The sequence below is a fragment of the Pseudomonas sp. TE6283 genome (assembly GCF_054060555.1).
This window is the reverse complement of sequence record NZ_JBSSDH010000035.1, coordinates 1-22,665: the sequence shown is the minus strand read 5'-3', so window position 1 is coordinate 22,665 and position 22,665 is coordinate 1. Positions and strand designations below refer to the sequence as shown.

18 protein-coding genes are annotated in these 22,665 nt (G+C 65.6%); 7 read left to right on the top strand and 11 right to left on the bottom strand.

Annotated features, from left to right (window positions below):
• Nucleotides 1–319: 319 nt before the first annotated feature.
• Nucleotides 320–2,617 carry an autotransporter domain-containing protein gene (locus ACVWZ5_RS25025; RefSeq protein WP_457340932.1) on the bottom strand — a complete coding sequence of 766 codons (2,298 nt, stop codon included), beginning with the start codon at nt 2,615–2,617 and terminating at the stop codon, nt 320–322.
• 259 nt (nt 2,618–2,876) lie between these two features.
• Nucleotides 2,877–3,662 (bottom strand): alpha/beta hydrolase, encoded by a 786-nt coding sequence (locus ACVWZ5_RS25020; protein WP_139121120.1) that lies wholly within the window; start codon nt 3,660–3,662, stop codon nt 2,877–2,879.
• A gap of 330 nt (nt 3,663–3,992) precedes the next feature.
• Between ACVWZ5_RS25020 and ACVWZ5_RS25015 the strand changes: the two genes are divergently transcribed.
• Together ACVWZ5_RS25015 and tadA are read left to right on the top strand one after the other, a co-directional pair.
• Nucleotides 3,993–5,375 carry a multicopper oxidase family protein gene (locus tag ACVWZ5_RS25015; protein ID WP_457340931.1) on the top strand — a complete coding sequence of 461 codons (1,383 nt, stop codon included), beginning with the start codon at nt 3,993–3,995 and terminating at the stop codon, nt 5,373–5,375.
• On the top strand, nt 5,375–5,857 hold the full coding sequence (gene tadA, locus ACVWZ5_RS25010; RefSeq protein ID WP_062575006.1) for a tRNA adenosine(34) deaminase TadA: 483 nt from the start codon (nt 5,375–5,377) through the stop codon (nt 5,855–5,857). Before ACVWZ5_RS25015 ends, tadA begins: the two co-directional genes overlap by 1 nt.
• A gap of 62 nt (nt 5,858–5,919) precedes the next feature.
• Here the strand turns inward: tadA and mltF are convergent, their stop codons facing one another.
• Entirely contained in the window at nt 5,920–7,377 is a 1,458-nt protein-coding gene (gene mltF, locus ACVWZ5_RS25005) for a membrane-bound lytic murein transglycosylase MltF (RefSeq protein WP_062575005.1), read from the bottom strand.
• Between the two features lie 279 nt (nt 7,378–7,656).
• Between mltF and purL the strand changes: the two genes are divergently transcribed.
• Nucleotides 7,657–11,556 (top strand): phosphoribosylformylglycinamidine synthase, encoded by a 3,900-nt coding sequence (purL, locus tag ACVWZ5_RS25000; RefSeq protein ID WP_260271040.1) that lies wholly within the window; start codon nt 7,657–7,659, stop codon nt 11,554–11,556.
• A gap of 2 nt (nt 11,557–11,558) precedes the next feature.
• Nucleotides 11,559–11,870: an NGG1p interacting factor NIF3 gene (locus ACVWZ5_RS24995; protein WP_050704166.1), complete on the top strand. Its 312-nt coding sequence runs from the start codon at nt 11,559–11,561 to the stop codon at nt 11,868–11,870.
• An 87-nt stretch (nt 11,871–11,957) separates the two neighbouring features.
• Here the strand turns inward: ACVWZ5_RS24995 and nagE are convergent, their stop codons facing one another.
• The 5 genes from nagE to ACVWZ5_RS24970 are packed head-to-tail and all read right to left on the bottom strand — an operon-like array spanning nt 11,958 to nt 19,041.
• On the bottom strand, nt 11,958–13,616 hold the full coding sequence (gene nagE, locus ACVWZ5_RS24990; RefSeq protein WP_062575003.1) for an N-acetylglucosamine-specific PTS transporter subunit IIBC: 1,659 nt from the start codon (nt 13,614–13,616) through the stop codon (nt 11,958–11,960).
• A 12-nt stretch (nt 13,617–13,628) separates the two neighbouring features.
• The gene (gene ptsP / locus ACVWZ5_RS24985) at nt 13,629–16,172 is read right to left on the bottom strand and encodes a phosphoenolpyruvate--protein phosphotransferase (RefSeq protein ID WP_457340930.1); all 2,544 of its coding nucleotides are present in this window, start codon (nt 16,170–16,172) and stop codon (nt 13,629–13,631) included.
• Nucleotides 16,173–16,190: 18 nt separating this feature from the next.
• A complete protein-coding gene (locus tag ACVWZ5_RS24980; RefSeq protein ID WP_084943500.1) occupies nt 16,191–17,213 on the bottom strand; it encodes an SIS domain-containing protein in 1,023 nt (340 codons plus the stop codon).
• Nucleotides 17,210–18,298: an N-acetylglucosamine-6-phosphate deacetylase gene (nagA, locus tag ACVWZ5_RS24975; RefSeq protein WP_084943503.1), complete on the bottom strand. Its 1,089-nt coding sequence runs from the start codon at nt 18,296–18,298 to the stop codon at nt 17,210–17,212. The genes ACVWZ5_RS24980 and nagA overlap by 4 nt, the downstream gene beginning before the upstream one ends.
• Before the next feature lie 11 nt (nt 18,299–18,309).
• On the bottom strand, nt 18,310–19,041 hold the full coding sequence (locus tag ACVWZ5_RS24970) for a GntR family transcriptional regulator (RefSeq protein ID WP_028691621.1): 732 nt from the start codon (nt 19,039–19,041) through the stop codon (nt 18,310–18,312).
• A gap of 452 nt (nt 19,042–19,493) precedes the next feature.
• Here ACVWZ5_RS24970 and ACVWZ5_RS24965 point away from each other — a divergent pair, with 452 nt between their 5' ends.
• Nucleotides 19,494–19,733 (top strand): hypothetical protein, encoded by a 240-nt coding sequence (locus ACVWZ5_RS24965; RefSeq protein WP_069017647.1) that lies wholly within the window; start codon nt 19,494–19,496, stop codon nt 19,731–19,733.
• Nucleotides 19,730–19,972, top strand: coding sequence for a DUF3077 domain-containing protein (locus ACVWZ5_RS24960; protein ID WP_028691619.1), 243 nt, complete (start codon nt 19,730–19,732; stop codon nt 19,970–19,972). Before ACVWZ5_RS24965 ends, ACVWZ5_RS24960 begins: the two co-directional genes overlap by 4 nt.
• Before the next feature lie 142 nt (nt 19,973–20,114).
• On the opposite strand, the gene tatC is transcribed toward ACVWZ5_RS24960, so the two are convergent.
• Genes tatC through tatA form a run of 3 tightly spaced genes read right to left on the bottom strand, consistent with a single transcriptional unit; the run spans nt 20,115 to nt 21,354 of the window.
• Nucleotides 20,115–20,849, bottom strand: a complete 735-nt coding sequence (tatC, locus tag ACVWZ5_RS24955; protein WP_028691618.1) for a twin-arginine translocase subunit TatC — start codon at nt 20,847–20,849, stop codon at nt 20,115–20,117.
• Nucleotides 20,849–21,136: a Sec-independent protein translocase protein TatB gene (tatB, locus tag ACVWZ5_RS24950; RefSeq protein ID WP_062574997.1), complete on the bottom strand. Its 288-nt coding sequence runs from the start codon at nt 21,134–21,136 to the stop codon at nt 20,849–20,851. Before tatB ends, tatC begins: the two co-directional genes overlap by 1 nt.
• Nucleotides 21,136–21,354, bottom strand: coding sequence for a twin-arginine translocase TatA/TatE family subunit (gene tatA / locus ACVWZ5_RS24945; protein WP_062574996.1), 219 nt, complete (start codon nt 21,352–21,354; stop codon nt 21,136–21,138). The genes tatB and tatA overlap by 1 nt, the downstream gene beginning before the upstream one ends.
• Before the next feature lie 135 nt (nt 21,355–21,489).
• Between tatA and gspK the strand changes: the two genes are divergently transcribed.
• Nucleotides 21,490–22,455, top strand: coding sequence for a type II secretion system minor pseudopilin GspK (gspK, locus tag ACVWZ5_RS24940; RefSeq protein WP_062574995.1), 966 nt, complete (start codon nt 21,490–21,492; stop codon nt 22,453–22,455).
• Nucleotides 22,456–22,665 lie beyond the last annotated feature (210 nt).

Genomic DNA, 22,665 nt, shown 5'->3' with positions numbered 1-22,665 from the left:
TTGAATTCTTCAGGGTAACGCTGACGACTCATGGCACCTCCTATTTGGGCCTCATTATGAGGCTTGGAGGTGTCTACGAAACCAGGGGCGATTCACTATGAAGGTTGAAGTGACGATCCATTGACCGCCCCGATGGATTTTTTGGCATGGCACTAATCATGGTATTGGTTAGTCTGTATGAATTAAATATCCTATTTAACAGGGTTTAAATTGGCAGTTGATAATAGAGTGGGAATGATCCCGCGTCCGGCATAGCCCGACAGCCTAAAACGACAAAGCCCGCATCAGCGGGCTTTGTCATTTCAGGCGAAGACGTTGATCAGAAGTCGTAACGCACGTTCGCACTGAAGGTGTCAGCGTTGAAGCCGCTGCTGGCCAGGTAGTTGTACGTGCCTCCTACGCTCCACGCGCCCACGCGGTAGTTTGCACCCAGTCCCAGCTCGTAGCTGTCGCGCGCAGGTTTCGCGCCCGTGGTGGTGAACGGGGTGCCTCCAAGGACGAAGGTGGAGGTGGTGCTGGCCTTGTCAGCGATGAAGTCGTGCCAGGCCATCAGCTTGGCTTCCGGTTCCAGGGTGCCTACACCCACGTCGAAAGCGGCCGCCAGGCGAGCGCCCAGGCCCATCTCGCCGATTTCATAGCGCTGGCTGCCGACGTTGAGGGCTGCTGAGCTGCCTTTTTCACGGTACGAATCAATCGACACGTTGGCATAGCGCGCACCGACCTGTGGTTCCAGCAGCCACTGCTTGTCGAGCTGGAAGGTGTAGCCTGCCAGGGCGTTGACGCCGAAGATTTCACTGTCGTAGTCGGCCTTGGAGCGGGTACCGGCGATGTAGCGTTTGGACTCGTTGTCGTTCCAGCCATACATCAGCGAGGTGTCGACGAAGAAGTTGTCACGGGCCCAGTTGCCGTACAAGGTCAGTGCATGGCCGCTGACGTCGGTTTTGCTGCCCAGGTCGGATTTCACATTGCTGGTGAGGTAGCTGTACGCCACGCCCAGGGTGGTATTGGCGTCGAGCTTGCCGTCCGCACCCACGGCAATGCCGTGTGTCTTGGCGTCGTAGCCGTCGACGCCGCGGCGGCTGTCCTGGTTGGCATCGCTGGACAGCGCTTGCAGCCATATGCCTTGTTCTGCCAGGACGTCACCGGAGGACTGGCCGTTGCGCGCTTTGCTGGCGCGACGGTTGATGGCGCTTGTGACCAGGTTCTGGCCGCTGGTGGCGGCATGAATCACCCCACGGCTGACATCCGGGGTCAGGGTTTCGGCAAGCTTGGCCAGTTCTTCGTTGGTGGCGGCGTTGGCGAAACGCTGGAACACCGGGTCGCTTTCGTCCATCAGGCCCAAGACGGTGTTCTTGAGCGGCTTGATCGCGTTCACCGCGTTGTCCGAGCCACTGGCATCCTGCAGGCCCTGTGTGATCGCCTCGTCACTGCGGGTGGCGACCAGCGCTTTGAGATCCTGGCCTTCGATGCCGAAGCTTTTCACCTCGAGCAGTGCCGAGGAGGAAACCACGGACAAGTTCTGCGGATCTTCCCAGGTGCCTGAGTTGATGAGGGTGTAACGAGTGCCCTGGGCTGGTGTACGGAAGTCGTCGGAGCGAGCTTGCAGTTCGACCTGGCTACCCTCAGAGAAGTAGGTGTTGCCTGTGACTTTGAGAATCGGCGTTTCAGGCAATGTGTCGTTATCCAGCAGCAGACGCAGGCGCGCAGTGTCGCTGTCCAGGTCCAGGCCGCCCACGATGGTCGTCTGTGGGCGGAGCAGCGTCAGGCGACCACCGTCGATATCGACGTAACCGGCACGGATGGTCGAGCCATCGAATATCGCTTCACCGCTCACCAGCACACCGTTCAAACCCAGCAGGTCACCTTTTACTTGCCCGGCGTGCCAGTAGAAATAAGAGGGCGAGGTGTTGTCGTCCGCCAGAATTGCCGCAGTGCCGCCTTCGATCAGGCCACTTGTCTGCGTGATGGCGAAAATGCTGAAACCGCCCGAGGGGTCGAGGCTGACAAAGTGAATGCCCACCCCATCGGCCGAGATCGTCCCGCTATTGTTGATAGCGGTCTTGAAGTCGCCACCCAACACTTGAGCGGTGAAGCGGGCGTTCTCAACTTCGATACCCGCAGAGTCGATGCCGCGAGCGGTGATGGTGCCCGAGTTGTTGATGTTCGCCTGGGTCGAGGTGATCATCATGCCATTGGCACCTTCGCCAGTCACAGCGATGTTGCCGTTGTTGTTCACTTCACCCGTAATCTTCGCCAGGTACAGGTCCAGCCCCATGGCGCTGTTGCTGTTTACCGTAATGTCGCCCTGGTTGACCAGGTCGCCGGTGGCGGTAGAGTTGAGGGTCATGCTGATACCCGACAGGACATCGCTGGTATTCGCAGCCGCCAGGTTGATTTTGCCCTGGTTGACCAGGTTGCCCGCCAGGGTCACGTTAACCAACGTTACACCTGCATTCTGCGACGTGCCGGTGAAAGTGACGTTGTTGAATACATCACCGGAGCTGTTGTAGGCCCCTGTACTCAGGTCATGGTTGAAGTCGGGTGCGGGTGTGGCATGGGCAGTAGCCGCGGCGACAGACAGCGCCAACAGCGAGCGGCGCAAGAGGTGGATGCTCAAGACAGTCGTATCCTTACAGGGAGAAACCGGCAGGGAACACTGCGCATCAGCGTTTGTTATAGGCATCCCAGCCAGCGTGTCGGTGAAGTGCTGATTTTAAACGCGTGCAATCTACACGATGCCTGCAGGAAAATTCATCATGAAAACGATAAAACCGAACTAAAAAGCCTGAAGAATGCTTCGCGGCAGCTTTTTGGAACTGCCACTCAGTATTAACGGCACTCAACGATTAGGCGAAGAGCCTCGTCCAGGCCAGGTCTTAAGGGAGCGGTGCCAGCGGCGTTTGAGCCCACTGGCGCCATGTTGCCTCCCACCCTCTGTCATGGCTTGCTTGTTGTACAAGGACACATTGGGAGAGGGGGGAGCCAAGCGCCTGTTGGTAACTATCGGCCAAGCTGGCAGGGATGATTGGGTCTGCTGCTCCAATGAAATGACGTTGAGGTAGCGAGGCAAGCCGATCGCGATAGTCCAGCGGATCCAATGAGCCCTCGAGTGGCGACAAGCCTTTCATTCTTGCCCACAGATGTGGACTGAGGTTGCCAGCGAGACTTTGCACCTGGGTAACATCGTTGCGCTGGGCCGCCAACAACAAGGCGAGGGCGGCACCACCTGAATACCCCACCAGTTCGAATTCCCTGTTGGCATATTGCTGCTTCAACTGGTCCAGCGCTTGGCTGAGGCGAGTAACCACCTCACTGGAGAATCGTCGATGGGTCCACAGGGAGGGTTGGCAGGCTGCGGCCATGATGAACTGGCAGGGGCGTGCCAAATACACATTCGGGGTCGGATCATTGATCGCCAGCCGTGGTACCAGCAGATTGTGCGGGCTCGGGTCCAGGCTGGGTTGAGTGGCCGTTGACCAGGCGTGACCATCGCCTTCCAGGTAGACACGCAGGCGGGTTATCTTTGCTGCGGGGGGCGGCGCGAGCATGACGAGCGGGTAGGTGTGGCCCGGCAGCACCTGCAAATGTCGGCCATGCTCTTCAGCCAGTTCTTGCAGCGCCTCGCGCGGCGATTGGCAGGCGATCAAAAGCGCACTGAACATTAGCATCCAGACGCTATGGAGGCTGGTCGATATCCACCGACAACAAGCGTATCTGCTCACCCAGGGGCACAACACATGATGCAAAGTCTCGAATCGCAGCGTGCGGGGACGGTGCGTGATAGTGCAGGCGCCTTGGTTGAATTGCTAGCCCGAGCAGTCATTTTCGGCGCAGTGTCCGGTCTCGGCTGCGCTGGCCGGGCGGGGCCTGCCTGTCAGCCGTTGCGACAACACTTCACTTAATCTTTCCTATTTGCAGGTGTATCGTATTCGCCCTTCATCGCCGGCCATTGCTGGCAGACTGATTGTGCAAAACACGAGGTACCCGCACCGATGTCCTTTACCCGTCGACAAATGCTCAAGGGCCTGACCGGCCTGGTGGTGGTAGGCCTGGGCGCCGGAGGCGCGGCACGCTACTGGCTGGGCAAGGTCGAGGACGACAACGCCGGGCACGACTACGAGCTGATCGCAGCGCCCTTGGACGTCGAGCTGGTACCAGGTTTCAAGACCGAGGCCTGGGCCTTCGGCCCGTCGGCGCCGGGCACCGAGCTGCGGGTGCGCCAGGATACCTGGTTGCGGGTGCGCTTCATCAACCATCTGCCCGTCGAGACCACCATCCACTGGCACGGCATCCGTTTGCCGCTGGAGATGGACGGGGTTCCATATGTCTCGCAGTTGCCGGTCAAGCCGGGCGAATACTTCGATTACAAGTTCCGTGTGCCGGATGCCGGCAGCTACTGGTATCACCCCCATGTGAGCAGCTCCGAGGAACTGGGGCGTGGGCTGGTTGGCCCACTGATTGTCGAAGAGCGCGAACCGACCGGTTTCAAGCACGAACGCACCCTTAGCCTGAAGAACTGGCACGTGGACGAGCAGGGCGCCTGGCTGCCGTTCAGCATCCCCCGCGAGGCGGCCCGCAACGGCACCGCCGGGCGCCTGATCACCATCAACGGCCAGGCTGAGTCGGTTACCGAACTGCCGGCCGGGCAGGTGGTGCGGGTACGCCTGCTGAACCTGGACAACACCTGGACCTACCGCTTGAACCTCAAGGGCAACTGCGAGGCGATGATCTACGCTCTCGATGGCAATCCGGTGACCCCGCGACCGCTGGGCGACGAGTACTGGCTTGGGCCGGGCATGCGCATCTGTCTGGCCATCCGCATTCCCGAGGCGGGCGAGGAAGTTTCCCTGCGAGACGGCTTCGTGCGCCTGGGCACCCTGCGCTCGGTGGCCAGCAGCGAGGCGCCCGGCGACTGGCCCAAGGCCCTGCCGCCCAACCCGGTCGCCGAGCCGGACCTGGAGAATGCCGAGAAGCTCAACTTCAATTTCGAATGGGTCGGCAAGGTCTCGGTGAACACCGAGAACGGCAAGCCGCCGAGCCTGTGGCAGATCAATGGCCAGGCCTGGGACATCACCGACAAGACCTGCGCCGACCGGCCGATCGCCACGCTGCAGAAGGGCAAGAGCTACATCCTCGAGCTGAAGAACATGACCCAGTACCAGCATCCGATCCATCTGCATGGCATGAGTTTCAAGGTGATCGCCTCCAATCGGCGCAAGATCGTCGAGCCGTGGTTCACCGATACCTACCTGCTGGGCAAGAACGAACGGGCACAGGTGGCGCTGGTGGCGGATAACCCAGGCACCTGGATGTTCCACTGCCATGTCATCGACCACATGGAAACCGGCCTGATGGCCGCGATCGCGGTGGTCTGATGCGACCGCAGATCATCGATCGCAGCCGCGACCAGGAGTTCATGCGCCTGGCCCTGGAGCTGGCCGCCCAGGGCGCCGCCATGGGCGAGGTGCCGGTGGGTGCGGTGCTGGTGCAGCACGGCCAGGTGATCGGCCAGGGTTTCAACCGGCCGATCACCGACAGCGACCCCAGCGCCCACGCCGAAATGGTGGCGATCCGTGCCGCGGCCAAGTCGGCCAGCAATTATCGGCTACCGGGTAGCACCCTGTACGTGACCCTGGAACCGTGCAGCATGTGCGCGGGGCTGATCGTCCATTCGCGGGTGGCGCGGGTGGTCTACGGGGCGCTGGAGCCCAAGGCGGGGATCGTGCAGAGCCAAGGGCAGTTCTTCAGCCAGGGGTTTCTCAACCATCGGGTGATGTTCGAGGGTGGGGTGCTGGCAGAGGAGTGCGGAACGATCTTGAGTGAGTTCTTCAAGGCGCGGCGGGCGAAAGGTCAATGATCGATCGCGGGGCAAGCCCGCTCCCACCGATATCGTGGGAGCGGGCTTGCCCCGCGATGGCATCACATCGGCGGCGACTGCTCCGCCGGCTTGTCCTTGTTCACCGCCGGCACATGCAGGTTGCCCTCGGCCACCTGGCCTTCGAGCTGCGGCTGCGTGACCCAGGTGAGGATGTCGTAGTAGCGGCGGATGTTGGCCACGAAGTGCACCGGCTCGCCACCGCGGGCGTAGCCGTACTTGGTCTTGCTGTACCACTGCTTCTGCGACAGGCGCGGCAGCATCTTTTTCACGTCCAGCCACTTGTTCGGGTTCAGGCCTTCGCGCTTGGCCAGGGTGCGGGCGTCTTCGAGGTGGCCGCTGCCGACGTTGTAGGCGGCCAGGGCGAACCAGGTGCGGTCTGGCTCCTTGATGCTGTCGTCGAGCTGGTCCTTGACCAGCATGAAGTACTTGGCGCCACCCTGGATGCTCTGCCTGGGGTCCAGGCGGTTGGACACGCCCATGGCCTGGGCGGTGCGCTGGGTCAGCATCATCAGGCCGCGCACGCCGGTCTTGGAGGTGACCTCCGGCTGCCACATCGACTCCTGGTAGCCGATCGCGGCGAGCAGGCGCCAGTCGACCTGCTCGACCTTGGAGCTGGTCTTGAAGTGCTTTTCGTACTTGGGCAGGCGCTGCTGCAGGTGCTGGGCGAAGGTGTAGGCGCCGACGTAGCCGAGGACATCGACGTGGCCGTAGTAGCGGTCCTTCAGACGCTGCAGGGTGCCGTTCTTCTGCGACTTGTCGAGAAACTCGTTGATCTCGTTGAGCAGGCTGTTGTCTTCGCCGGCAGCCACCGCCCAGCGCTGGTCGCGGGTATCGCCCAGGTCGAAGGCCACGCGCACGTTGGGGAAGTACACCTGGTTCATGGCCAGCTCGTTGGAGTCGACCAGGGTCAGGTCGATCTGGCCCTCGTCGACCATGCGCAGCAGGTCGACCACCTCGACGGCGTCGGACTCCTCGTACTCCAGCCCCGGATTCTGCTTTTTCAGTTCGGCGAGCTGGTCGGCGTGGCTGCTGCCCTTGAGCACCATGATCTTCTTGCCCACCAATCCCTTGACGCTGGTCGGCCGCGAGCGGCCATTGCGGTAGATGACCTGTGGGGTCACCTCGAGGTAGGGGTGGGAGAACTTCGCCTGGGCGACACGGCGCTCGCTGCTGACCAGGCCGGCGGCGGCCAGTACCGGGCCGGACGGCTTGCCCAGCTGGTCGAACAGCTCATCGAGGTTGTCGGCGGTCTCGATCTCCAGCTTCACGCCCAGGTCGTCGGCGAAGCGCTTGACCAGTTCGTATTCGAAACCGGTTTCGCCGTTGCGGTCCTGGAAGTAGGTGGCCGGGCTGTTGCGGGTAATCACGCGCAATACGCCATCCTCCTTGACGCGTTCGAGGGTGCTGGGTTTTTCAACGCAGGCACCGAGCATCAGGAAGAGTCCGGTTGCGAGGAGCCATCTGGCGCATCGCTGGCGCAAAGCAGTGTGGGCGAACATAGGGTGCAGTATACGCAAAGGACCGGCGGCGCCATATCTCGACAATATGTGGCTTGTCTGGTAGCACGTCGCTGTGCCTGCGACAGGGCGCAGCCGGTCGTGGGAGCGGGCTTGCCCCGCGATTCGGCCGCTACCGCAATCAAAAGCCCTGGTTTTTTTTGACCCCTGGGTCCGGTTCCACCGCCCGGCAGCATTGGCGTTGAGCGGGTGCCGAAAGCCTGCGAATTAGGCTAGAATGCACGGCCTCTAAGCACACCCCTTCCTGAGGCTGTCCCGACGATGTTGATCCTGCGCGGCGCTCCTGCCCTTTCTGCCTTTCGCCACGGTAAATTACTCGAGCAACTGAGCCAGAAAGTCCCCGCTGTTACTGGTTTGTATGCCGAATTCGCCCACTTCGCCGACGTCGACGGCGAGCTGACCGCCGACCAGCAGCAGGTGCTGGGCCGTCTGCTCAAGTACGGCCCGAGCGTGCCGGTGCAGGAGCCGGCCGGCCGCCTGTTCCTGGTCGTGCCGCGCCTGGGCACCATCTCGCCCTGGGCATCCAAGGCCAGCGACATCGCCCACAACTGCGGCCTGCAGTCGATCCAGCGCCTGGAGCGCGGCATCGCCTACTACGTCGCCGGTAATATTTCCGACGCCGACGCCCAGGTGCTCGCCGCCGAGCTGCACGACCGCATGACCCAGCGCGTGCTGGCCAAGCTCGAAGACGCCGCCGACCTGTTCAGCCACGCCCAGCCCAAGCCGATGACCTCGGTGGACATCCTCGCCGGTGGCCGCGCCGCCCTGGCACAGGCCAACATCGACCTGGGCCTGGCCCTGGCCGAGGACGAGATCGACTACCTGGTCAACGCCTTCCAGAACCTTGCGCGCAACCCGAACGACATCGAACTGATGATGTTCGCCCAGGCCAACTCCGAACACTGCCGCCACAAGATCTTCAACGCCAGCTGGGACATCGACGGCCAGGCGCAGGAGAAGAGCCTGTTCGGCATGATCAAGAACACCTACCAGATGCACAGCGAAGGCGTGCTGTCTGCGTACAAGGACAACGCCTCGGTGATCGTCGGCAGCGTCGCCGGCCGCTTCTTCCCGAACCCTGAGACCCGCCAGTACGGCGCGGTGCAGGAGCCGGTGCACATCCTGATGAAGGTCGAGACGCACAACCACCCGACCGCCATCGCCCCGTTCTCCGGCGCCTCCACCGGCTCCGGCGGCGAGATCCGCGACGAAGGCGCCACCGGCCGTGGCGCCAAGCCCAAGGCTGGCCTGACCGGCTTCACCGTGTCCAACCTGCGTATCCCGGGCTTCGAGCAGCCCTGGGAGAAGCCGTACGGCAAGCCTGAGCGCATCGTCGACGCCCTCGACATCATGATCGAAGGCCCACTGGGCGGCGCCGCGTTCAACAACGAATTCGGCCGTCCGGCGCTGACCGGTTACTTCCGTACCTTCGAGCAGGGCATCAACACCCCGCACGGTGAAGAAGTCCGTGGCTACCACAAGCCGATCATGCTCGCCGGCGGCATGGGCAACATCCGTGAAGACCACGTGCAGAAGGGCGAGATCACCGTCGGCGCCAAGCTGATCGTGCTCGGCGGCCCGGCCATGCTGATCGGCCTGGGCGGCGGCGCCGCTTCGTCGGTGGCCACCGGCGCCAGCTCCGCCGACCTGGATTTCGCCTCGGTACAGCGCGAGAACCCGGAAATGGAGCGCCGTTGCCAGGAAGTCATCGACCGCTGCTGGCAATTGGGCGACAAGAACCCGATCGCCTTCATCCACGACGTTGGCGCCGGCGGCATCTCCAACGCCTTCCCGGAGCTGGTCAACGACGGTGGCCGCGGTGGTCGCTTCGAACTGCGCAACGTGCCCAACGACGAGCCGGGCATGGCCCCGCACGAAATCTGGTCCAACGAATCCCAGGAGCGCTACGTGCTGGCGGTCAGCGCCGAGGACTTCGAGCGCTTCCAGGCCATCTGCGAGCGTGAGCGCTGCCCGTTCGCGGTCGTCGGCGAGGCCACCGAAGAGAAGCACCTCACCGTCACCGACAGCCACTTCGACAACACCCCGGTGGACATGCCGCTGGACGTGCTGCTGGGCAAGCCGCCGCGCATGCACCGCTCGGTCACCCGCGAAGCGGAGCTGGGCGATGAGTTCGACCCGAGCACCCTGGAACTCAAGGACTCGGTCGAGCGTGTCCTGCGTCACCCGGCCGTGGCCAGCAAGAGCTTCCTGATCACCATCGGCGACCGTACCATCACCGGCCTCGTGGCCCGTGACCAGATGGTCGGCCCGTGGCAGGTGCCGGTGGCCGACTGCGCCGTCACCGCCACCAGCTTCGACGTCTACACCGGTGAAGCCATGGCCATGGGTGAACGCACGCCGCTGGCCCTGCTCGACGCCCCGGCGTCCGGGCGCATGGCGATCGGCGAAACGCTGACCAACCTGGCGGCCTCGCGCATCGAGAAGCTGTCCGACATCAAACTGTCGGCCAACTGGATGTCCGCCGCCGGTCACCCGGGTGAAGACGCCCGTCTGTACGACACCGTCAAGGCCGTCGGCATGGAGCTGTGCCCGGAGCTGGGTATCACCATTCCGGTCGGTAAAGACTCGATGTCGATGAAGACCCAGTGGAGCGAAGCGGGCGAGCAGAAGAGCGTCACCTCGCCGATGTCGCTGATCATTACCGGCTTTGCCCCGGTCACCGACATCCGCAAGACCCTGACCCCGCAACTGCGCATGGACAAGGGCGAAACCGACCTGATCCTGATCGACCTGGGCCGTGGCCAGAACCGCATGGGCGCCTCGATCCTGGCGCAGACCCACGGCAAGCTGGCCGCCCAGGCGCCGGACGTCGATGATGCCGAGGACCTCAAGGCGTTCTTCGCCGTGATCCAGGGCCTGAACGAAGACGGCCACCTGCTGGCCTACCACGACCGTTCCGACGGCGGCCTGATGACCACCGTGCTGGAAATGGCCTTTGCCGGCCACTGCGGCCTTGACCTGGAACTGGGCAACCTGACCAGCAAGCGCGAGAAAGTCGCGGCCATCCTCTTCAACGAAGAGCTGGGCGCAGTGATCCAGGTCCGTCAGGACGCCACGCCGGACGTACTGGCGCAGTTCAGCGCTGCAGGCTTGGGCGAAGATTGCGTCGCCGTGATCGGCCAGCCGATCAACAACGGTGAAGTGCTGATCAAGTTCGAAGGCGAAGAACTGTTCAAGGGTGAGCGCCGCCTGCTGCAGCGCCAGTGGGCCGAGACCAGCTACCAGGTCCAGCGCCTGCGCGACAACGCCGACTGCGCCGATCAGGAATTCAACGCCCTGCTGGAAGAAGACAACCCGGGCCTGTCGGTCAAGCTCGGCTACGACGTCAACGAAGACATCGCCGCGCCGTACATCAAGAAGGGCGTGCGCCCGCAAGTGGCGATCCTGCGCGAGCAGGGCGTCAACGGCCAGGTCGAGATGGCTGCCGCCTTCGACCGCGCGGGTTTCGCTGCGGTCGACGTGCACATGAGCGACATCCTGTCTGGCCGTGTCGACTTCGAAGCCTTCAAAGGTCTGGTGGCCTGCGGTGGCTTCTCCTACGGCGACGTGCTGGGTGCCGGTGAGGGCTGGGCCAAGTCGGCGCTGTTCAACGCCCGTGCCCGTGATGCCTTCCAGGCCTTCTTCGAGCGTACCGACAGCTTCGCCCTGGGCGTGTGCAACGGTTGCCAGATGATGTCCAACCTGCACGAGCTGATCCCGGGCACCGAGTACTGGCCGCACTTCGTGCGCAACCGCTCGGAGCAGTTCGAGGCGCGCGTGGCCATGGTCGAGGTGCAGAAGTCCAACTCGATCTTCCTGCAGGGCATGGCCGGTTCGCGTATGCCGATCGCCATCGCCCACGGTGAAGGCCATGCCGAGTTCGCCAGCGAAGAGGCACTGCTGGAAGCCGACCTGTCCGGTTGCGTGGCTCTGCGCTACGTCGACAACCACGGCAAGGTCACCGAAGCCTATCCGGCCAACCCGAACGGCTCGCCGCGTGGCATCACCGGCCTGACCAGCCGCGACGGCCGCGTGACCATCATGATGCCGCACCCGGAGCGGATGTTCCGCGCCGTGCAGAACTCCTGGCGCCCGGATGAGTGGCAGGAAGACGCGGCCCTGATGCGCATGTTCCGCAATGCGCGGGTGTGGGTGAACTAAGGGTGTACAAACTCGCCTTCTTCGTCCCCGACAGCCATGTCGAGGTGGTCAAGGCCGCCGTGTTCGCCGCTGGTGGCGGACGCATCGGCGACTACGACCACTGCGCCTGGCAGACCCTTGGCCAGGGCCAGTTCCGCCCGTTGGACGGCAGCCAGCCGTACCTCGGGCAGACCGGCCAGGTCGAGGTGGTCGAGGAGTGGAAGGTGGAGCTGGTGGTGGCTGATGCGCTGATCGCCCAGGTGGTCGCCGCGCTCAAGCAGAGCCACCCGTATGAAACGCCGGCTTATGAGGTTTGGCCGCTGGCTGACTTCTAGAACGGCGTCGAATGACATCGCGGGGCAAGCCCGCTCCCACAAGGCCTGTTGATACCTTGTGGGAGCGGGCTTGCCCCGCGATGCTTTTCAGCCCTGCAAAGCGCTGCCCAACGCAGGCGCCTTGCTACCCACGACCAGATGCCACACCCCTCCCGCCTGCGGACTCACTCCCTGGCAGCCCAAGGCGGCCAGGCGCTCCTGCTCTACCTTGGCCTCATCCCTGACCCGCACCCGCACCCGGCTCGAGGCCACGCACTGCGCCTCCAGTACATTCTCGCGCCCGCCCAGGGCCTGCAGCCATTCATCCGCGACGACCGTCTCGGTGGCCACCGCGGCCTTCTCGGCAACCGGTGCCGCCACCCGTGCATGGGGCAGTTCCCCGCGAATCTCGTCGGCCAGCGCATCGGCCATCGGCCCCACCACCACCTGCAGGCTGCCACCGGTACCGGGGCGTACCACGGCGAGGGCGCCGAGGGCCTTCAAGTCCTGGTCGCGGGCCAGGTTACGGTCGGCCAGTACCAGGCGCAGGCGCGTGGTGCAGGCATCCACGCCCTGCAGGTTGGCCGCGCCGCCGAGGGCGTCGATATAGCGCCGGGCCCGCGGCGCATCGCTGCCCTCGGCCTGGCTGGCCGCCTGTTCCTCGCGGCCGGGGGTCTTCAGGTCGAAACGGCGGATGCAGTAGTCGAACACGAAGTAGTAGACCAACCCATAGAGCACGCCCACCGGGAACACCAGCCAGCCGTTGCTCGAACGCCCCCAGCCCAGGGCCATGTCGATGCCGCCGCCGGAGAAGGTGAAGCCTAGGCGGATCCCCAGCAGGTCGCAGATGGCCATGGACAACCCGGTCAGCAGCGCATGGATCAGGTACAGCAGCGGCGCCAGGAACATGAAGGCGAATTCGATCGGCTCGGTCACCCCGGTCAGCGCCGAGGTCAGCGCCATCGACAGCAGCACCCCGCCGATCAGCTTGCGCCGCTGTGGCAGGGCATGGCGGTACATGGCCAGGCAGGCGGCAGGCAGCCCAAAGATCATCACCGGGAACATGCCGGCCATGAACTGCCCGGCGTTCGGGTCGCCGGCGAAGAAGCGTGCCAGGTCGCCCGTGACCACCTGGCCGCTGGCCGCCTGGAAGCTGCCGAAGACGAACCACACCAGGTTGTTGAGGATATGGTGCAGGCCGGTGATGATCAGCAGCCGGTTGAGCACGCCGAAGAAGAACGCGCCGATGCTGCCGCTCTCCAGCATCAGCTGGCCGAGCGCGTTGATGCCGTGCTGGATCGGTGGCCAGATCAGGCCGAACAGCAGCCCGAGGAACACCGCCGATACCCCGGTGGCGATCGGCACGAAGCGCCGGCCACCGAAGAACGCCAGGTAGTCCGGCAGCTGGATGTCCTTGAAGCGGTTGTACAGGCCGCCGCCGAGCAGGCCGCAGATGATGCCGGCGAGCATGCCCATGTCGATCTTCGGATCGATCACCTTCAGCGTCGCCACCAGCACCAGGTAGCCGATGGCGCCGGCCAGGCCCGCGGTGCCGTTGTTGTCGCGGGCGAAGCCCACGGCGATGCCGATGGCGAAGATCAGCGCCAGGTTGGCGAAGATCGCTTGCCCGGCGTCATGCAACAGGGCGATATCGAGCAGGTCGGTGTCGCCCAGGCGCAGCAACAGACCGGCGATGGGCAGGATGGCGATGGGCAGCATCAAGGCGCGGCCGAGCCGCTGCAGGCCCTGGATGAAGTGCTGGTACATGGTGCGCTCCGATTATTGTTGTAGGGCCATGGGGGCCACGGATTGGGCGTGGGATTGCGCGGCGAAGTCGCGGCACGCCTGGCGTGCGGCGCCGGCGCTGGCCAGGCCCAGCAGGCCCTGGCTGAAGCGGCGGCAGGCACCGGCGTCGAGCTGGCGGACCAGGGCCTTGATCTCGCCGATCTGCGGCGCGCTGACCGACAGCTCGGCCACGCCGAGGCCGACCAGCACCGGCGTGGCCAGCGGATCGCTGGCCAGCGCACCGCACACGCCAACCCAGCGGCCGTGTTTCGCCGCGCCCTGGCAGGTCAGCTCGATCAGGCGTAGCAGTGCCGGGTGCAGGGCATCGACCCGCGCCGCCAGCCCGGCATGGTCACGGTCCATGGCCAGGGTGTACTGGGACAGGTCGTTGGTGCCGATGGAGAAGAAGTCCGCGTGCTCGGCCAGGCGCTCGGCGAGTAGCGCCGCGGCCGGCACCTCGATCATCACGCCCAGTTCGGCGCGTGCCGTCACGCCCAACTCGGCGGCCAGCCGGTCGAGGCGCTGGCGGATGGCGATCAGCTCGTCGACCTCGGTGACCATCGGCAGCATGATCCGGCAGCGCCGCTGCGGGCTGACCTGGAGCAGGGCGCGCAGTTGCTGGTCAAGCAGCTCCGGGCGGACCTGGCCCAGGCGGATGCCGCGCAGGCCCAACACCGGATTGGCCTCGGCCGGCAGGGGCAGGTAGTCGAGCTGCTTGTCGCCGCCGACGTCGATGGTGCGGATGATCACCGGACGTTCGGCCATCGCGTCGAGCACCGCCTGGTAGGCGTTGCGCTGCTCGGCCTCGTCCGGTGCGGTGGGGCGGTCGATGAACAGGAACTCGCTACGCAGCAGGCCGATGCCGTCGGCGCCCAGGGCCAGGGCCTGGGCGGCTTCTTCGGCGCTGGCGACGTTGGCCGCGACCTCGATCAACTGGCCATCGCGGGTACACGCGCCTTGCTGCGCGGCGGCCTGCTGGCGCTGGCGGATTTCGCGGCGTTGCTGCAGGTGGCAGTGGACCTCGGCCAGGCGTTGCGGGGCGGCCTGGGTTTCCAGGCGGCCCTGGTCGGCGTCCAGCACCAGGGGCGTGCCGGCGGGCAGGTCGAGCAGCGCTTCGCCCACGGCCACCAGGCATGGCAGGCCGCGGGCACGGGCGAGGATGGCGACGTGCGAGGTGGCGCCACCGGCGGCCATGCACAGCCCGGCGACATCGTGGCGGGCGAGCAGCAGCAGGTCGGAGGGGGTCAGTTCGTGGGCGACGACGATGGCCGCCGGTGGCAGGCGCAGTTGCCGGGTTTCGCCGAGCAGGGCGCGCAGCACTCGCTGCTGCAGGTCGTAGAGGTCGTTGGCGCGTTCGGCCAGCAACGGGTTGCCCAGGCTGCGCAGGACCTGGCACTGGGTCTCGATGGCGCGGCTCCAGGCATGACTGGCGGCGACGCCGCAGGCGATATGCTGGCGGGCATCGCCGAGCAGGGCCGGGTCGTCGAGCAGGGCCAGGTGGGCCTCGAGAATCGCCGCCGCATCCTCCTGGCCGCGAGGCAGGTGCCGCCAGTCGCGGTCGATGGCATGGCGGACCTCGGCCAGGGCGCTGTTCAGCGCCTGGTGCTGCTCGCCGGGGTCGTTGTCGCCGCTGTCTGCCGGCAGGCTGATGCCGTCCAGGCGCGCCAGTGGCCCGAGGGCGAGGCCGGGGGCGGCGCAGACACCGTTGAGCACGCCGGGCTCTGCATTGGGCTTGGGTGTGGCGGCACTGGTGGGCACGTGGGTGGCATGGCGTTCACCGACCGAGGCGGTCTGCACGGCGGCGATCAACGCCTGCAGCGCGGCCTGGCTGTCCGGCCCGATGCAGATCAGTTCGACTTCGGCGCCTTCGCCAACGCCCAGGCCCATGACCGCCACCAGGCTGGTGAGGTCGGCCTCGCGCTCGGCGAAGCGCAGCACGGCATGGCTCTGGAAGCCTTGCGCGGTCTGGCGCAGCAGGGCAGCGGGGCGGGCATGCAGGCCGCCATGATGAGCGACCCGGGCATGACCGCGTGCGCACTCATGGCTGACCGGTCGTGCCTGCGCTTCGCTGCCCGTGGCCTCGACCTCCAGCAGCGCCGCGCCCAGGCGCGAAGCACCTGTGTCCAGTCGCGTCAGGCCAAAGCCCGGGCCGTTGCTGACCAGCATCACGGTGACCAGGCTGACGCAGTGCTGCGCCACCAGGTCCATGTCGAAGCGCACCAGCGGTTGTCCCTGTGTCACCTGGTCGCCCAGCGCCACCAGCGGCGAGAAACCGCGCCCCTGCAGCTGCACGGTGTCGACACCGATATGCAAGAGGACTTCCGCGCCGTTGGCCGCGCGCAGGGTCAGCGCATGGCCGGTGCGCGCCAGTTGCACCACTTCGCCGGCGCAGGGCGCGTGCAGCTCGTCGTTCAACGGGTCGATGGCGACGCCGTCGCCCAGGGTGCCGCTGCTGAACACCGGGTCCGGTACCTGGTCCAGCGGTACCTGCGGTCCGGCGAGCGGGGCATGGAGGATGATCTTGTTATTGTCGGGCATGCGCTGTTCCTCGCGGCTTCACTGCGTGCAGGTCACTTTGCTCAGGTGGCGCGGCTGGTCGGGGTCGAGGCCGCGGGCCTCGGCCAGGGCCGCGGCCATGATGTAGAAGCTCTGGATCGCCAGCAGCGGGTCCAGGGCCGGGTGTTCGGCGCCGCTCAGGGTGAGGTCGCGCCCGGCGATATCGGCCGGTGCCGCCAACAGCACGCGGGCGCCGCGCTGGCGCATGTCGGCGGCCAGTTGCAGCAGCCCGGCCTGCTCGACGCCACGCGGGGCGAACACCAGCAGCGGGTACTGGGCATCGATCAGGGCCATCGGGCCATGGCGCACTTCGGCGCTGCTGAAGGCCTCGGCCTGGATCACCGAGGTTTCCTTGAGTTTGAGCGCGGCCTCCTGGGCGATGGCGAAGCCCGCGCCGCGGCCGATCACCATCAGGCGCTCGCTGCCGCGCAGGGTGTCGATGGCCGGGCTCCAGTCCTGCGCGGCGGCCTCGCGCAGCTGCGCGGGCAGGGCAAGGCCGGCTTCCAGCAGGGCGCGGTCCTGGCCCCAGTGGGCGACCAGGCGGGCGCCGGCAGCCAGGGTGGCGACGAAGCTCTTGGTCGCCGCCACCGACAGCTCAGGGCCTGCGCACAGCGGCAAGTGGTGCTGGCAGGCCTGCTCCAGGGGCGAGCCTTCGGCGTTGACCAGCGAGACCGTGGTCGCCCCGCACTGGCCCAGGCGCCGCAGGCTGTCGACCAGGTCCGGGCTCTGGCCCGACTGCGAGAAGCCCAGCGCCACCTGGCCACGTACTCGCAGTGGCGCCTGCTGCAGGGTCACCACCGACATCGGCAGCGAAGCCACCGGCAGGCCCAGCTGCTGCATGGCGATGTAGGCGAAGTAGCTGGCGGCGTGGTCCGAGCTGCCCCGGGCCACGGTCAGCGCCACTTGCGGATCGAGCCGGCGCAGCTGTTCGGCCAGGGTTTCCAGGCGCGGGTCCAGCGTCTGCGTCTGACGTTCGACGACCTCGGCGCAGGCGCGGGCTTCTTCGAGCATCCTTGAACTCATGCGGTTTCTCCTTCGATCATCACGGCGGTCAGGTTCAGTTGGCGGTCCAGCAGCACCGCGTCGGCCCAGGCGCCCGGTTGCAGGCGGCCACGGTCGGCGATGCCGAGATAATCGGCGGGATGGCGCGACAGGCGCTCGGAGGCTTCGGCCAGCGGCAGGCCGATCTTCACCAGGTTGCGCAGGGCCTGGTCCATGGTCAGGGTGCTGCCGGCCAGGGTGCCGTCGGGCAGGCGCACGCCGCCCAGGCACTTGGTCACGGTGTGGCTGCCCAGGCGGTATTCGCCGTCGGGCATGCCGGCGGCGGCGGTGGAGTCGGTCACGCAGTACAGGCACGGGATCGAGCGCAGGGCCACGCGCATGGCACCGGGGTGCACGTGCAGCAGGTCGGGAATCAGCTCGGCGTAGCGGGCGTGGGCCAGGGCCGCGCCGACGATGCCCGGCTCGCGGTGGTGCAGCGGGCTCATGGCGTTGTACAGGTGGGTGAAGCTGGTGGCGCCGGCCTCCAGGGCCGCCACGCCTTCTTCGTAGCTGCCCAGGGTATGGCCGAGCTGCAGGCGGATGCCGCGCTGGCTCAGGGCGCGGATCAGCGGCAGGTGGCCGGCGATTTCCGGGGCGATGGTGATGACCTTGATCGGCGCCAGGGCCAGGTATTGCTCGACCTCGTCGAGCAGCGCCTGGTGGGCGAAGTTCGGCTGCGCGCCGAGCTTGCCGGGGTTGATGTACGGGCCTTCCAGGTGCACGCCGAGGATGCGCGCGCCCTGGCGCGGTTGCCTGAGGTGTTCGCCCAGTTCGGCGAGCACGCGGGTCAGCTCCTCGCGGGGCGCGGTCATGGTGGTGGCCAGCAGCGAGGTGGTGCCGAAGCGACGGTGGGTGCGGGCGATGGTGGCGAAGGCCTCGCCGCCCTGCATGATGTCGCTGCCCCCACCCCCGTGCACGTGCAGGTCGATGAAGCCGGGCAGCAGGTACGGCAGGTCGTTGGCCTGCGGGTCGCACGGCGTACCGTCGATGGCCCGTATCCGGCCGTTTTCGAGGTGCAGTTGTCCGCGCACCCAGCCGTCGGGGGTGAGGATGTTGGCGATGTCCATGGGGGCTCCGGTCAGCGTCGCAGTTCGGCGACGAAGTCGTAGTAGTCGTTGCGGCAGTAGGTGTCGGTCAGCTCGATGGCGGTGTTGTCGTCGAGGTAGCCGATACGGGTCATCAGCAGCATGGCGGTGCCGGGGGCGATCCCCACCTGGGCGGCCAGTTCGTCGCTGGCGTTGATTGCGCGGATGTGTTGCAGGGCGCGGACCACCGGGCGGCCGAGCCGGTCGAGGTGCTGGTAGAGCGAATCGCCGATGGCCTGCGGGTCGCCGAGCAGGCGGGCGGGCAGGGTGCTGACCTCCACCGCCATGACGATATCGTCGGCCTTGCGCAGGCGCTTGAGGTGGACCACCTGGTCGGTGGGCGACAGGCCGAGGCGGATCAGTTCGTCGTTGCTCGGGGTGCCGATGCTGCGCTCGAGCCACTGGGAGCTGGGCACGAAGCCCTTCATGCGCAGCATTTCGCTGAAGCTCGACAGACGTGACAGGGGTTGTTCGAGGCGTGGCGTGATGAAGGTGCCGGAGCCCTGGATGCGATGGATCAGGCCTTGTTCGAGCAGGACCTCAAGGGCCTTGCGCGCGGTGACCCGGGAGATGTCCAGGGTTTCGCTGAGGGTGCGCTCCGAGGGCAGCGCCTGGTCGGCGGTCCATTGGCCGGCGTGGATGGCCTGCTCAAGGTTGCGCGCCAACTGCAGGTAGAGCGGGGTGGCGCTGGTGTCGTCGGGGCGCAGGGCCGATAGAGGACGCATGGGCGGTGTCCGGTATTGTTGTTGGGTGGAAATTAATACCACTTTAATACCAGGTCAATACCACTGGTCTGATCAGGAATCTCGTTCTTGATTCTGGGCTGCGCAGCAGCCCCGGCGATCTCAAAGACTGTCGGATATTTCCGAACCTGAAACCAAATGCTTCAGCCAGCAAAGCTTGGGAACTATCCTACGCGCTTGCCGGAAGCTGCCGCGTTGTCGGGGAAATACCCCAGGGATAACTTCACCGGGTCGCCACATTTGGTGACCAGGGTGTGAGAATCCTGGAGTACAAGTTTTTCGGCAGTCCTTTCATGGCAGCCGTGCACGGGCAGACTTCGGTCTGACCGGGTTTCTTGTGCCCCGGATTCTCACCCCGTTCACGGCTGCCACCCTTTGTCTTGTGAGAATTGCCATGGGATGGCGCTTCCTTGGAACGCACAAGAGTTGGACCTATGAAAAAAATCGTCCCCGATCCACCCCGTCTCGCACCCTTCATCAGCATCCGTTCCACGCTCACCCGCGATGAGGCCATGACCGCCGCCGTCGAAGTGGCCACCGCCATTTCCGATGTCCTCGATATCTACTTCAAGACCGAACCCGGAGAAGCCCAGGACCGCCTGTTCACCGCCAGCGATTACCTCGGCCAACTGGCCTGCGCCCTGCTCGAACACAAGCCGCAGGTCCGACCATGACTCGCGGCCACACCGCAGGCCGCACGGTCTGCCTGGACCTGTTCAAGGTCGAGCCAGGCGTTTCCTTCGAGGACGCCTTCAGCGAGTTGTCGGTGCTGCTTGGCTGCATCCGCCACCTGACCTGCGAGGCGGAAATGGAGGGTGACCTGCTGGCCGGCAGCTCGGCGCGAATCCTCAGTGCCATGGCCAAGGCGCTGATCGATGACATGGAGGTGGGGTTGAACAGGAAGACCTCATGACACCCGGGGGGCCGCTATGCGGCCCTTTCGCGACACAAGGCCGCTCCCACAGGGACCGCACCATGGCAGAACTGGTACATATCCTGTGGGAGCGGCCTTGTGTCGCGAAAGGGCTGCAAAGCAGCCCCGACAATCCATCGGTCTACCCCGCCCGGCGCACCAACCCACACGCCAGCAACCCCACCTCGAACAGCACCCACATCGGCACCGCCAGCAGGGTCTGGGAAAACACATCCGGCGGCGTCAGGATCATCCCCACCACGAAACACCCGACGATCACATAGGGCCGGCTGCGCCGCAGCGTGGCCACATCGGTCAGCCCCGCCCAGACCACGATGAAGGTCGCCACCGGGATCTCGAAGGCCAGGCCGAACGCCAAAAACAGCGCCAGGATGAAGTCCAGGTACAAGCCGATGTCGGTCATCATCGCTACCCCGTCCGGGGTCACGCTGGCGAAGAAGCCGAACATCATCGGGAACACCAGGAAGAACGCGAAGGCCATGCCGCCGTAGAACAGCAGAATGCTCGACACCAGCAGCGGCAGGGCAATGCGCCGTTCGCGGCGGTACAGGCCCGGGGCGATGAAGCCCCAGGCCTGGTGCAGCAGCAGCGGCATGGCGACGAACAGCGCGCACATCGCCGTCAGCTTGAACGGCGTGAGGAACGGCGAGGTGACGCTGGTGGCGATCATGCTGGCGCCTTCGGGCAGGTAGCGGCGCAGCGGTTCGGAGATCTGCGTGTACAGCGTCTGGGCGAAGGGGAACAAGCCGCAGAACACCAGCGCAACCACCAGCAGGCAGCGCACCAGGCGCTTGCGCAGGTCACGCAGGTGGTCGGTCAGCGGCATGCGCGCCGCCTGGTCGAGGGCGAGGGACATCAGGCGCTTTCCTTGGTGTGGACGACCGGGGTCGGGTCATTGGCCGGCGTCGCGTCGAGCTGGATGCCCTGGCGGATCTCCTGCTCCAGGCGCTGCAACGGCGCGGCATCCAGGGCGGGCATGTCGATCTCCCGCTCCACCTGCGTCTTCAACGCATGCAGCGCCCGCCGCGCCTGGCCCAGCCCACGGCCGAGGGTACGCGCCGCCACCGGCAGGCGCTCGGGGCCGAGCACCAGCAAGGCGACGATGCCGACCAGCAGCAGTTCGGTGAAGCCGATCTCGAACATCAGGCCTGACGATCCGTTTGTGCCTGCTGCACCGGCTGATTGTTCAGCACCTGGGGTTGCTGCTCGACGCCATTGTCGGCAGTACCTCCCATGGACTTGCGAAAGCCCTGGATCGCTTCACCGACATCACTGCCCAGCCCCTTGAGACGCTTGGTGCCGAACAGCAGGAAGACGATCAACAGCACGATCACCAATTGCCAGATTCCGATGCCACCCATGTAAGACCACTCCTGTCAGGCCAAAGAAAAAGAAGGCCAATCCTGCCTTGTGCAGATGACGGGCACATGACTGCCATCTGGCTGAAACAACGGGCGTGTTGACTGGCGCTTTTTACCGCTGACAGGAAGACAGGGATGGGGCGCAGGCGACAACAGGGCGCGGCACTGCTGATGGTGCTGGTGGTGCTGGCGATGCTCGCGGCGGGGCTGGCCTGGCTGGTGGAAGATGGCCGGCGCCAGGTGGACGAGGTGCGCCTGTTGCACCAGCGGGTGCAGGTACGGGCCATGGAGCAGGCGGGGCTTGCCTATGCTTCCCAGGCCCTGCGCGATCCGGCTTGGCGGGCCAGCCCGCTGTTCTGGCAGGCCCTGCGTGGGCAGCCGTTGGCCTATGACTTCGGTGCCGGCAAGGCGCAACTGCGGGTGATCGACCAGCACACATGCTTCAACGTCAATGCCCTGCTGGGCGAGGACGGACCACGGGCCGAGCGCCAGTTGCGCCAACTGCTCGGCGACGACATGGCTGCCGAGCGGCTGGTCGATGCCCTGGCCGACTGGCTGGATGCCGACAGCGATGCCCGCTTGCAAGGGGCCGAGAGTGCCCAGTACCTGCGCCAGCAGCCATCCCGGTTGGCGGCCAACCAGCCGATGCTCGACACCAGTGAGCTCAACCTGCTGCTGGAGCCGGACAGTGGCCGGCAAGGCCGCTACCGGATGCTCTGCGCACTGCCCTCGACCGGTGGCTGGCGACTCAATGCCAACGCCCTGGGGCTGGAGCACCTGCCGTTGCTGGAGGCCCTGTACGAGGGGCAGTTTTCCCGTTCGATGCTCAGCCGCATCATCAGCGGCCGGCCGGCGGCGGGTTATGTGGATGCCGCGGCATTACGCCAGGCGCTGGGGGCTGTGGACGACGAGACCTTCGCCCGACTCAGCGAAGGGTTGTTGCTCAACAGCGGCCATTTCGTGCTGCAGCTGTCGTTCGAGGAAGAGGGGCGCACGCTGCGCAGCCAGTTCCAGATCGAGGCGCTGGGCGTGGTGCAATGGCATGCGCGGGTGCCGGCGCAGCAGGTGCGGGTCAGGGGGCGGGAGGCGGTGGCCTGGTAGCAGACAATCACAGGCTATACGCAATCTTTGTAGGAGCGGCCTTGTGTCGCGAAAGGGCCGCAACGCGGCCCCACGATCTTTGTAGCGATGCTGGAATCCCGGGGCTGCTTCGCAGCCCTTTCGCGACACAAGGTGTAGTGGTCTACTAACCCCGGACACCTCTTAAGGGCGATATGATTCGCCCATTCAGGAGGTTCCATGCAAGAACGA

Bases quoted from the DNA above. Each gene is read 5' to 3' on its own strand.
- ACVWZ5_RS25015 (WP_457340931.1), top strand. From the start codon at position 3,993: ATGTCCTTTACCCGTCGACAAATGCTCAAGGGCCTGACCGGCCTGGTG.
- tadA (WP_062575006.1), top strand. From the start codon at position 5,375: ATGCGACCGCAGATCATCGATCGCAGCCGCGACCAGGAGTTCATGCGC.
- ACVWZ5_RS24960 (WP_028691619.1), top strand. From the start codon at position 19,730: ATGACTCGCGGCCACACCGCAGGCCGCACGGTCTGCCTGGACCTGTTC.
- tatB (WP_062574997.1), bottom strand. From the start codon at position 21,136: ATGTTCGAGATCGGCTTCACCGAACTGCTGCTGGTCGGCATCGTCGCC.
- ACVWZ5_RS24970 (WP_028691621.1), bottom strand. From the start codon at position 19,041: ATGCGTCCTCTATCGGCCCTGCGCCCCGACGACACCAGCGCCACCCCG.
- gspK (WP_062574995.1), top strand. From the start codon at position 21,490: ATGGGGCGCAGGCGACAACAGGGCGCGGCACTGCTGATGGTGCTGGTG.
- tatA (WP_062574996.1), bottom strand. From the start codon at position 21,354: ATGGGTGGCATCGGAATCTGGCAATTGGTGATCGTGCTGTTGATCGTC.
- nagE (WP_062575003.1), bottom strand. From the start codon at position 13,616: ATGTACCAGCACTTCATCCAGGGCCTGCAGCGGCTCGGCCGCGCCTTG.
- ACVWZ5_RS25020 (WP_139121120.1), bottom strand. From the start codon at position 3,662: ATGTTCAGTGCGCTTTTGATCGCCTGCCAATCGCCGCGCGAGGCGCTG.
- tatC (WP_028691618.1), bottom strand. From the start codon at position 20,849: ATGTCCCTCGCCCTCGACCAGGCGGCGCGCATGCCGCTGACCGACCAC.
- ptsP (WP_457340930.1), bottom strand. From the start codon at position 16,172: ATGCCCGACAATAACAAGATCATCCTCCATGCCCCGCTCGCCGGACCG.
- nagA (WP_084943503.1), bottom strand. From the start codon at position 18,298: ATGGACATCGCCAACATCCTCACCCCCGACGGCTGGGTGCGCGGACAA.
- ACVWZ5_RS24965 (WP_069017647.1), top strand. From the start codon at position 19,494: ATGAAAAAAATCGTCCCCGATCCACCCCGTCTCGCACCCTTCATCAGC.
- mltF (WP_062575005.1), bottom strand. From the start codon at position 7,377: ATGTTCGCCCACACTGCTTTGCGCCAGCGATGCGCCAGATGGCTCCTC.
- purL (WP_260271040.1), top strand. From the start codon at position 7,657: ATGTTGATCCTGCGCGGCGCTCCTGCCCTTTCTGCCTTTCGCCACGGT.
- ACVWZ5_RS24980 (WP_084943500.1), bottom strand. From the start codon at position 17,213: ATGAGTTCAAGGATGCTCGAAGAAGCCCGCGCCTGCGCCGAGGTCGTC.